The sequence below is a fragment of the Methylacidimicrobium tartarophylax genome (assembly GCF_902143375.2).
Classification (GTDB): Bacteria; Verrucomicrobiota; Verrucomicrobiia; order Methylacidiphilales; family Methylacidiphilaceae; genus Methylacidimicrobium; species Methylacidimicrobium tartarophylax.
Window position 1 is genome coordinate 1 of record NZ_CABFVA020000113.1, and the last position, 10,313, is coordinate 10,313.

At 65.7% G+C, this 10,313-nt stretch carries 11 protein-coding genes; 2 read left to right on the plus strand and 9 right to left on the minus strand.

The features are described from left to right. Both MAMT_RS11560 and MAMT_RS11475 read right to left on the minus strand, forming a co-directional pair. Window positions 1-186, minus strand: a 186-nt coding sequence (locus MAMT_RS11560; RefSeq protein ID WP_218579741.1) for a hypothetical protein, incomplete at its 3' end; no start/stop codon positions are given. 75 nt (window positions 187-261) lie between these two features. After that, entirely contained in the window at window positions 262-438 is a 177-nt protein-coding gene (locus MAMT_RS11475; protein WP_178087057.1) for a hypothetical protein, read from the minus strand. 73 nt (window positions 439-511) lie between these two features. On the opposite strand from MAMT_RS11475, the gene MAMT_RS09405 reads away from it, so the two are divergent. Further along, a complete protein-coding gene (locus MAMT_RS09405; RefSeq protein ID WP_142660779.1) occupies window positions 512-1,450 on the plus strand; it encodes a hypothetical protein in 939 nt (312 codons plus the stop codon). 151 nt (window positions 1,451-1,601) lie between these two features. Beyond that, the gene (locus tag MAMT_RS09410; RefSeq protein WP_246186629.1) at window positions 1,602-3,491 is read left to right on the plus strand and encodes an adenine deaminase C-terminal domain-containing protein; all 1,890 of its coding nucleotides are present in this window, start codon (window positions 1,602-1,604) and stop codon (window positions 3,489-3,491) included. Here MAMT_RS09410 and MAMT_RS09415 read toward each other — a convergent pair. From MAMT_RS09415 to MAMT_RS09445, 7 genes are all read right to left on the minus strand, one after another. Continuing rightward, window positions 3,443-4,408 carry a Rieske 2Fe-2S domain-containing protein gene (locus MAMT_RS09415; RefSeq protein ID WP_142660780.1) on the minus strand — a complete coding sequence of 322 codons (966 nt, stop codon included), beginning with the start codon at window positions 4,406-4,408 and terminating at the stop codon, window positions 3,443-3,445. The genes MAMT_RS09410 and MAMT_RS09415 overlap by 49 nt on opposite strands. Beyond that, window positions 4,405-5,118, minus strand: a complete 714-nt coding sequence (locus MAMT_RS09420; RefSeq protein ID WP_142660781.1) for a hypothetical protein — start codon at window positions 5,116-5,118, stop codon at window positions 4,405-4,407. The genes MAMT_RS09415 and MAMT_RS09420 overlap by 4 nt, the downstream gene beginning before the upstream one ends. 26 nt (window positions 5,119-5,144) lie before the next feature. Further along, window positions 5,145-5,813 carry a nucleotidyltransferase family protein gene (locus tag MAMT_RS09425; RefSeq protein ID WP_178087058.1) on the minus strand — a complete coding sequence of 223 codons (669 nt, stop codon included), beginning with the start codon at window positions 5,811-5,813 and terminating at the stop codon, window positions 5,145-5,147. A gap of 43 nt (window positions 5,814-5,856) precedes the next feature. Then, window positions 5,857-6,300, minus strand: coding sequence for a (2Fe-2S)-binding protein (locus MAMT_RS09430; protein WP_142660783.1), 444 nt, complete (start codon window positions 6,298-6,300; stop codon window positions 5,857-5,859). Between the two features lie 21 nt (window positions 6,301-6,321). Further along, entirely contained in the window at window positions 6,322-8,415 is a 2,094-nt protein-coding gene (locus MAMT_RS09435; protein ID WP_178087059.1) for a xanthine dehydrogenase family protein molybdopterin-binding subunit, read from the minus strand. A gap of 70 nt (window positions 8,416-8,485) precedes the next feature. Next, on the minus strand, window positions 8,486-9,496 hold the full coding sequence (locus MAMT_RS09440) for an XdhC family protein (RefSeq protein ID WP_142660785.1): 1,011 nt from the start codon (window positions 9,494-9,496) through the stop codon (window positions 8,486-8,488). 102 nt (window positions 9,497-9,598) lie between these two features. After that, on the minus strand, window positions 9,599-10,313 hold a 715-nt coding region (locus MAMT_RS09445), incomplete at its 5' end, for an ABC transporter ATP-binding protein (protein ID WP_142660786.1).

Below are 10,313 nucleotides of genomic sequence, written 5' to 3' on the forward strand. Positions count from 1 at the left end.
CTCGGCGGGGAGGGCGGCTGCCGACGGATCGGAAGAGGGAGAGTGGGAGTCCGGGGAGGCCTCCGACAGAAAGAAAGCCGAGTCGTCCGCGACCGCCCAGAGGAGAAAAGAGGTCCAGTGCGCTGTCGCCGAAGCGGAAGCGACCATGGGAAGAACGAGACGCCTTTTCGAAATGCTCGGTGGCATCCTCTTGTTCCTTCTTATTGGTAGAAAAATGCACGGCAGTTCGCATGCCGAGCAGTGCGGGGGCTTTTCCCAGCGTCAGTCGATGACCCAGAAAAAGCGAACGGCGGGGAATGCTTCGGCCAGGCTGGAGGCTCCCGCGATGACGACGCCGATGCCCGCCAGGCCATGATCCAGTAGAGCGATCACCGGGGCGACCAGGGCGGGCGGGTCGTACTGCCCAGAACCTCTGCCCGAACCTGGATCGATCCGCATGGGATCGGCTCATAGCCGACGAGAGCCTGTCCGGCGGATTGTTTTTGTCCGCCGTCCAGGCTACTGTTCAGGCGTGAGCGTGCCCATCCACTCCAGCGGCGACATCCTGGCCGCCCTCCGGGAGCATCCGGAGTGGAAGAAGGAACTGCTCAACGCGTTCCTGTCCGATCCTGTGGAGACGGAGGAGATCCGAAACAGGCTGCTGAGCAGGGAGTTGATCGAGCTGCCCGGGAAATTCGCCCGCGCGGAGGAATCCAGAAAGAGCGATGTCCACACCCTTCTCGATTTGTTCCAAAAGGGAGAGGAGGCGAGGCAGAAGGATTCCAAGGCCGTCTGGGAGGCGATCGGCCGGCTCACGGAGCGAGTCGATCGGTTAACCATCCGGATGGACCAGCTCACCGAGCGTTTCGAGGCGGCGGAGGAGGCGAGGCGGAAGGATTCCAAGGCCGTCTGGGAGGCGATCGGCAAGCTCACGGAGCGAGTCGATCGGTTAACCATCCGGATGGACCAGTTGATCGAGCAGGTCTCTAAGCTGGCGGAGCGGACGGAGATTCACGAGGTCTCGATCGCGGATCTCAAAGGCAAGTTCCTGGAATTCAGCGTTAGGCAGGATCCGGAAGATTTCGTGTATGCGATCGCGGAGGACATTTCCCGAGTCAAGCGCGGCCAACTGGAAGACATCCTGGCCGCCGCTTCCTCGGTCATCACTCCTCAGGAAGCCAAGGCGGTTCGGGCTCTGGATTTCTGCTTGAGCGGCAAGCGACAGGGCAAGGGAGTCTTCCTGGCCGTGGAGGCTTCCTGCGCGATCGGCAAGGACGATGTAGAAAGGGCAAGCGCCCGATCGGCGATCCTGGCGAAGGCCGTAGCGGTCAATCCGAGGCTTGCGCGCATTCCCGTTCTGCCGGTGGTGATCGGAGACGGCATCACCCAGGATGCAAGGGAAGCGGCTAGGGATCACAAGGTCTGGACCGTGATCGGAGAAGATCGGGAAACCACGCCCGGAGGCCGTTGAGCCGTCGAACGGTTGGACGGCGGACCGCTCCCTTGGCGGATCGCCTGGCTTGATTGTCGGCAGGGACTCTTTTGGCATGTATGTTGCTTGATCCGCTGGATAATGATTAGGAAAGGACTTCAGTCCCCCAACCGGATGGAAAGCGTTGACGATGGCGGGCATGTCTAGGCCGATCGTTCGTGGGAAGAAGCCGTTCGCCGTTCCTCCGCTCTCGAGGATGACCCGCGATCTCGCTCTGGTCGCTTCGGGCCGGCGGCCTCCCGATCTCCTCCTGCGCGGAGCCCGGGTTCTCTGTCCTTATACGGAGGCGATCCTCCCGGGTCGCGAGGTCTGGATCCAGGGCGGCCGAATCGCGGCCGTGAAACCCCAGGGATCTGCCCCGCCCCGTTGGGGGAGGCGGGAGTACGACGTCCGGGGAGGAACGATCGCTCCGGGCCTGGTCGATCCCCATGTCCATATCGAGAGCAGCATGGTCGGGGCCTGCGCCTATGCCGAGGCGGCCTTGCGCAACGGGACCACCACGATCTTCTGCGACAGCCACGAGATCGCCAACGTGCTCGGCCGGAAGGGAATCGAATGGATGCTCGAGGATGCCCGGAGGGCACCCCTTTCGATCTTTCTCACGGTTCCGAGCACCGTTCCCGCGACCGACGAGCGGCTGGAGACCTCCGGCGGCAAGATCCATCGGCACGACGTGGCCCGACTCTTCGACCGCTTCCCCGAAGCGGTGGCCCTAGGAGAAAAGATGGACTTCGTCGCGGTCGCCGCGGGCCACTCGCGCTCCCACGCGATCCTGCGGGAGGCGCTCCGCCGGGGTCGGCCCGTTTGCGGTCACATCTACGGAGAGGGGTTCGTGGCAGCGTACGCCGCCAGCGGCGTGACCGACACGCACGAGGCGGGGGAAGGAGGGATCGCCCTACAGATGCTCCAGTCGGGAATGTGGATCTTCTTGCGCGGAGGTCCGCCGCTGACCCCATGGCATAGCCTCCCCAAGGCGATCGAGGCCGTGACTCGGCTGGGAGCTTCGCCCAAGCGCCTCTGCGTCTGCACCGACGACCGGGATCCTGACGATCTGCTCCTCTTTGGACTCGACTGGGTGGTCCGAGAGAGCTGGCACCACGGGTTGAGCTTTCCCGTCGGCTGGAGCTTGGGCTCGCTTCATCCGGCCCTCCGCTTCGGGCTGGACCATGAGGTGGGGGGCCTCGCTCCCGGGCGGCGTGCCGACCTGGTGCTGCTCGACGACCAAGGGCGGGTTCGGAACACCTGGCTCGGCGGCGAGCTCCTGGTGGAGGAGGGAGAGGTCACCCCGCGTTTGGAGGAAGCCCTTGGCGCGCGCTACCGCTATCCGCCCCGGGCCTACCGAACGGTCCGCTTGCCCGAGCGCAAGCTCTCCTGCCCCCTGTTGCCGGAAGAACCAAGGCGCTTCCACCTCCTCGGGATCGACCCGCCGGGCATCCTCGTCCGACACCGGACGGTCGTGGCTCCGGGCTGCGAGATCCTCCGGCGGGTGAGGGAGGAGGACCTCTGTTGGCTTGCGGTTCTCGAGCGGCACGGGAAAACCGGCGAGATCGCTTGGGGCTTGGTCGAAGGACTCGGCTTGCGGCAAGGGGCCGTGGCATCGACCGTCGGCCACGATGCGCACAACCTCCTCGTCGCAGGGAAGCGGGTGGAGGAGATGGCAATGGCTGCCCGCACCTTGGAGAGCAGCCAGGGCGGGGTCTGCGTGGTTGCCGAGGAGCAGATCATGGCGCTGGTCGAGCTTCCCGTTGCGGGGCTTCTCTCCGACCAGAGGATCGACGAGGTCGCCGAGGCCATGCGGACGCTCAAGGCTGCTTGGGAGAAAGCCGGCTGTCGGCTCCCCTACATGGGCTTCAACCTGCTTTCGCTCTCGGTGATCCCCGAGATCCGGCTGACCAACAAGGGGTTGGTGCTCGTACCTGAAATGCGGCTGGTCCCCCTGTGGGAAGAGGCCCGCGGGAAACGGCGGAGCGGTCAGCCGGTACCGAAGCCGACGCCCAGCTCGGCAAGCCAGCGCCGGTAGGCGATGGCAAGGCGATCGGAAGGAAGGTGGAGCTCCGCCTGGAGGTCGAGCGGAAGAAGCTCGGGGCGCTGCGATTCGACGATCGGCCGGTCCTGCGCGAAGATCCGCTCCTGGTGCGCCCGGATCTCCTCGGGCCGGACCCCTTGCTGCGGGTCCCAAAAGTTCCACATCCAGAAAGCGCTTTCCCGCAGGCCGATCGGGTGGACCGCGGCGAGGATTCCATACCGCTTCCCCTCCCCGGTCTTCCGGAAGCGGGCGGCCAGAGGCCGGAGGATCTCGTAGGTGTAAGTGACCGTCTGGGCCCGGCTGCTCCCGTCGGGATCGGGCTGCCAGACGGGGATGTCGGCGGCGATCCATCCGCCTTCCGGCCTCCGCTCGACGCGGTAGGCAGGGATCTCCGGCCGGCTCGGGTCGCCCAGGATGCCCTCGTGGGCGATCGGCAGGTGGGCCACGTCGAGAAAATTCTCGAGGAGGCGGGGGGCGGAGGCATTCACCCGGTAGGGGCCGCACCGGGTCTTGGCCAGAGAGCCGTCTTCCCACTCCGGAAAGGGCGGAGGATCGCCGGAAGGACACCCTAAGGAAATCCAAACCATCCCGTAGCGCTCCCGAGCCGGGAAGGGGAGGAGGTGAGCTCGCTGCGGCGGGTGGACTCCTGGGTGGGCCGGGATCGCGATGCACTGGCCCTCTTCGGAATAGGTCCAGCCATGGTAAGGGCAACGGAGGCAGTTCCGCGCGACCTTGCCGCGCGAGAGACGTGCGCCCCGGTGGAGGCAGAGATCGGGCCAGGCATGAACGCCGCGGTCTCCGCGCCAGAGTACGATCTCCTGCCCCAGGAGGGATGCGGGGAGCGCCCCTCCCTCGGGCAGCTCCTCCGAGGCCGCGATCGGGTGCCACTCGTCCAGAAGAGGGTCTCTCATCGCACCCTCCGAAAGCAGCTCGCGTGCCACGGAGCGAGGCTCTGTTCGAGAGATGATTTTGCGGTTCTTCGCTCGGAGGGCGTCGCATAAATGCGCTCCCGGAAGAAGCGATAGAAGCGCTTCGGCTCGATCTTCCGGATCGGCTCGACCCTCTGCTGCTCGACGATCTTGCCCGCCCCTCGTCCTGCCTGGATGTACGCCAGGGTCGAATGGAAGGTCGTATCGGTCTGCGCCTGGCTCAGCGCGGCCCGCTGGATGCCGATCGCTCGGGAGATCGTCTTGTGAGCCTCCGCATATCGTTTCTGGAGCGTGTAGACGACTCCGAGGTTGTTGTAGGGGATCGCCACGCGGAAGGCAAAGCCCAGCATCGATGAAGCAGACTGGAGCCTCTTGGTCGGATCGATCTCCCCTCCCGCCTGGAGAGAGGTGGCGATTCTCAGTTCCCGATCCGCCGCCTCTTCGGCCTCGGACAGCTGTCCGGCGGTGATCCGCTCCGCGACCGCTTTCCCTTCCCCGGCAGGACCGGAGAGGATCTGAGGAGCCGCCAGGAGAAGGGGAGCCGCCTTCTGCTTGCCTTCCTCCGGGTAGGCGGCGGGAAGGAGTCGAGGGATGGCCAGCACGCAGAGGCCGAAAACCAGAGCCGAGCAACGTCGGCCGAGGCGCCATCGCCCCGGAGCGCCGGACGGAGACTTCTGGAACCGGAAAGCCACCGGAGACCTCGGGTCTTCGTATGAGGCTAACGCTTCCCGTTCGAAGGAGACAAGAGCAATTCCCTTTCTGGGCATCGTCCCTTCGGGTCACTTCCTTTCCCCCGCGAAAGGGCCCGCAGCACTTCCCGCCGGAACTCATCCGGAGTGTCGAGATCGACGAGGACCCCGTCATCCTCCATCGGCACTTCCCTCACGAAGGGGCCAAGCTGCACAAGCAGCGCACTTCCTCCTCGGTCCCCGCTGAGAGCCGCGAGGGCCGCAAAGTGGCGCCGGCTCCAAATCAAGGGGTTCCCCCGCCGTCCACGATAAGTCGGGATCAGGATTCCGGCCTCCTCATTCGAGGCAAAGGCGTTCGAGAGGCGACGCAAATGGCTCGCGTCCACCCGGGGCATGTCGGCGAGCAGGATCACCGTTCCCGGGCAGTCGTCCGGCAGCGCCGCAATTCCGGCGCGGATCGAAGAGGCGATTCCCGTTTCCCACTCCGGGTTCGGCAAGCAGATCACTCCGAGGTCGGCCACCGCCGCCGCCGCTTCGTTCCCGCGATATCCGACTACGACGATGATCGGAAAGAGCTCGGCCTCGCGCGCCGACCGCACGGCGCGGCGGATCAACGCTTCCCCGCCGATGGGCAGCAAGAGCTTGTGAGCGGGCCGCATGCGCACCGATCCTCCCGCGGCCAGCACGATGGCCGCCATCCTCGTGGTCTTCCCCGCTCCTGGTGGCATGCGAAGATGGGTCTCAGGTGGCCGCTTCCGCCACCTCGCGAATCGCCCGGAGGATCCGGGGATAGGTTCCGCACCGGCAGAGATTGCCGTTCATCGACGCGACGATCTCATCGACTTCGGGATGGGGATGGGCGGAGAGCAGGGCGGCCGCCTGCATGATCTGGCCGGGCTGACAGTAGCCGCACTGCGGCACCTGGTGTCGGATCCAGGCTCGCTTGACCGGGTGATCTTCCGGCAACCCTTCGATCGTCGTGATCTTTCCCCCGACGGCCCCGAGCGGCAGCTGGCAGGAACGGACCGCCTTCCCGTCGATGTGGACCGTGCAGGCGCCGCACGCGCCGATTCCGCAGCCGAACTTGGTGCCGGTCAGATGCAGAACTTCCCGGAGAACCCAGACCAATTTGAGCTCTTCCGGGGCGTTCACCGAGTAGCTCTTTTCGTTGATGACGAGATTCATGGGGTTTTTTTGACCGTTCGGCTACAACGCTAAGGGAAGGCTCTCCGCCCGTCGTCCGGTCGCGGCGAAGAGCGCGTTGGCCAAGGCGGGAGCGGCGGGTGGGGTTCCCGGCTCCCCGACCCCTCCCAACTCCTTCTGCCCTTGGATCAGGAAGACATCGATCTCCTTGGGAATTTCCCCCATCCGCAGGATCGGATACTTGTCGAAATTGTTCGAGACGACCCTCCCCTCTTCGATGAGCACCCGTTCCTTCAGGGCAGCGGAAAGACCCATGAGGATCCCCGACTCCATCTGCGCTTTGACCGTGTTGGGGTTGACGACCGGGCCGCAGTCGACGGCACAGACGACCCGATGCAGGACGAGCCTCTTCGGGTCGACGGAGATCTCGATGCATTCGGCGACATGCGACCCGAAGCAGCGGTGATAGGCGAAGCCCATCTGCCTCCCTGTCTTGGTCCGACCCCACCCGGCCTTCTCGGCCGCGGCCTCCACGACCCGCTTGGCGTCGGGGTCGGAGAGAAGGGAGAGCCGGTAGTCGACCGGGTCCTTCCCGGCCAGTCCGGCCAACTCGTCCACGAAGGTTTCGACCGTGAAGGCGTTGTGCGACGATCCCACCGACCGCCAGAACCAGACGGGAACCGTAAACTCCTTCCGGATCCACTCCACCCGGAGATTGGGGACCGCGTAGGGCAGGTTGACCAGCCCTTCGACCGCCGCCGGATCGATTCCGTTCTTCATCCGCGCGGGGAAGGCCGAGGCGTAGAGGGAAGGAACTGCAATCCGGTGGATCCAGGCTGCCGGCATCCCGTGCTCGTCGAGGACCGCTTGAACCCGGGTTGCATTCGCCGGTCGGTAGCGGCCGGCGGCAAAGTCTTCCTCCCGCGAATAGATCACCTTGACCGGACGGTTGGCGGCCTTCGAGGCCTCGACCGCGTCGAGGACGAAATCGAGGGCCGACCGTCTTCCGAATCCCCCTCCTAAATATTGGGTATGGATCTGGACGCTCGACTCGGGAAGACCGGAAATTTGAGCGGCTGCCTTCACCGAGCCCGTTTGAAACTGCGTCCCGGTCCAGACATCGCATCTTCCGTTTCTCACCCAGGCCGTGGCGTTCATCGGCTCCAGGGTCCCGTGGGCCAGGAAGGGGAGCGTGTAGGTCCGTTCGAGCTTTCGCGATCCCGAGCGCCAGATTTCCCTAGGGCGTCCTTCTTCGCGCGCCACCATCCCTTCGGTTTGTAGTGCGTCCACCAGAGCCGTTTCGGCCGAGGCGCTGCTCAGCCGGTCATCTCCCCCTTCCCAGTCGACTCGGAGCGCCTCCCTGCCTCGGAAGGCCGCGGCAATGGTTTCGGCGAAGACCGCGACCCCTTGGGAGAGATTTTGTACGGCGATCACTCCAGGGATGGCTTTGGCGGCGCGCTCGTCGACCGCTTTCGGCTTCGCCCCAAAGCGGGGAGGGCGGACGAAAAAGGCGTAGACGAGCCCGGAAAGGGAGACATCGATTCCGAATTTGGCTTTTCCGGCGACCTTTTCCGGAATGTCGAGCCGCTCGACCGGGGTGCCGATGTAGACGAACTCCTTGGGATCCTTGAGGGTCGGCCGGGCCGGGGGCCGCTCTTTCCGGGCGTAGCGGACGATCTCTCCAAAAGAAGCCGCATGGTCCTTGCCCTGGATTCTCCCTTCGCGGCATCGAAGCTCCGAAGCGGGTTCCTTCCAGAGCTTGGCTGCCGCGGCGATCATCATTTCCCGAGCGCCGGCCCCCGCCGTCCGCAAGAAGCCATACATGTGCCGGATGCTCGTGCTTCCGCCGGTGAGCATGATCCCCCCCGACTCGGGGTCCCCATAGCCGGGGAGGGCCGGTGCCGGCCGAACCTCGACCTGGCTCAGCGCGGCCCCCAACTCATCGGCGAGAATCATCGGAAACGACGTGTAGACCCCTTGGCCCATTTCCGACTTGTTGACCCAACAGAGGACACGGTCCTCCGGCGTGATCGTCAGCCAGAGATTGGGCTCGAAGTCCCTTCGCCGATCCGCGGCGCGGAGCGCGATGGCCCCCAGAGGGGTGAGCCCGACCGCCACGGTGAGTCCGCAGCCTTTGAGAAATTCCCTTCGGTTCATGGGCCTTACTTCCGCTGGCGGGCCTGCGGAAGGCCGAATGGTCCGTTTCCGCGAGGCTGCGGAACGGAGGCTAAGCCGGATCGGGACAAACGCCAAGCTCTCTCGACGCCGATCGGGAAGGGGGTCCATCGCCTCCATTCCGCGAGAGCCGGCGATTCTTGACCGCGATCATCTCCGCCAGAATGGCCGCCGCGATCTCTCCAGGCTGACGGGCCCCAAGGTCGAGCCCGACCGGGCTGGAGAGCCGATCGAGCTCCTCGGGGAAGAAGTAGGGGGCGAGGCGTCTTCTTCGTTTTTCGGCGGTCGCTCGGGAGCCGAGCGCCCCGACATAGAACGCTTCGGAGTGGAGGGCGCCTAAGAGCGCCATGTCGTCGAGCATCGGATCGTGGCTCAGGGCGACGATCGCGGTCCGCGGGTCGGGGGGGAGAGTCGAAACGACCTCGTCGGGCATGCCGGGAAGGTGGCGCACTCCCGGCAGGGAAGCTGCCGGAGCGAACGCCTCCCGGGGATCGCAGAGGAGCACCTCGTAGCCGAGCAGTTGGGCCATGGCGGCGAGGCAGCGTGCAATCTCGCCGGCACCGACCAGCAGCAGCCGCCAGGGAGGCCCGAAGACCGTCACCAGCCGCCCATTCTCCAGGCGGGTCGCCTCGGCGGGGATCGCGTCGGTCAATCGGATCGTTCCATCGGTCAGATCGAGGATTCGCGCCGCCAGCCGATGACCGGCCGTCCGGGCAAGAATCTCCTCGATCCATTCGCTGGACCGGATCCGCTCGAACACCACGCGGAGCGTCCCTCCGCAAGGCAGGCGGGGAAGCGCGGCCTCCGCGGGCCCCGATCCGAATGCGACGACCGTGGGGAAGGGCAGCTCTTCTTCCGCGCGCACCCGCGTAATCCATTCTTCTTCCACGCAGCCGCCGGAGACCGATCCGGCCAGAACACCATCCGAGCGGATCGCCAACAGCGCCCCGGGCTGTCGCGGTGCTGCACCCGAGGCTTGGGCGACGGTGGAGAGTACGACCCCGAAGCCCGCCCGATGCCAGTCGCGAGCCTGCGTCAATACCGCTAAGTTCGAAGAGTCCATGCCCGAAGTCCTGCCGAGGAAGGCAGCCGTTCCCTTTTGTTACCAGAAGCCGATCCGCTTTTCCAAGCCGGGAGACCTACCGAAGGAGCGCCCGCCGCCATTTTAGTCGAGCACGGCGGCATACCAGCCATCGCGGCGTCGCACGCGAATCGGCAGGCCGAAGGCCGCGCTCAGCGCGGCATCGGTAAGGATCCGGTCCTTCTCCCCCTGCTGGAGCAGTCGGCCATTCTGCAGCAGCAGGACATGACCGATTTCCGGCAGGATCTCCTCGATGTGATGGGTGATGAGCAAGAGTGTCGTGCCCGATTTCGCCAGGGTGCGCAGGCTCTCCAGGAAGCGGCGGCGGCTGGCAAGGTCGAGGCCTTGGCAAGGTTCGTCGAGCAGCAAGGCCCGGGGGCGATGCATCAGGGCGCGGGCGATCAGCACGCGCCTCGCCTCCCCGCTGGAGAGGCTGGTCACCTCGCGGCCGGCGAGGTGACCCGCACCGAGCAGGTCGAGAGACTGGACTGCCCGTTTGCGCATCTCCTCGGTCACGCGATGGTTGGGGCCCAAGCCCCGTGCGGCGAAAAAGCCGGAGACCACCGCTTCGAAGCTTTCCAGCGGTGGGTCGCCGGTGAAGTCGCCCTCCTGCGCGGGCGATACGATGCCGAGCAGGCCCCTGAGTTCGGTCACGTGCCAAAGGTCGCGGCCGAAGACTCGCAACCCGCCGCGATCCCCGTCGCGCACCGAGGGATAGACCTCGCGTGCGATCAGCTTCACCAGAGTGGATTTACCCGAGCCGTTGGGTCCGAGAATCGCCGTGTGCCGGCCGGTCGGC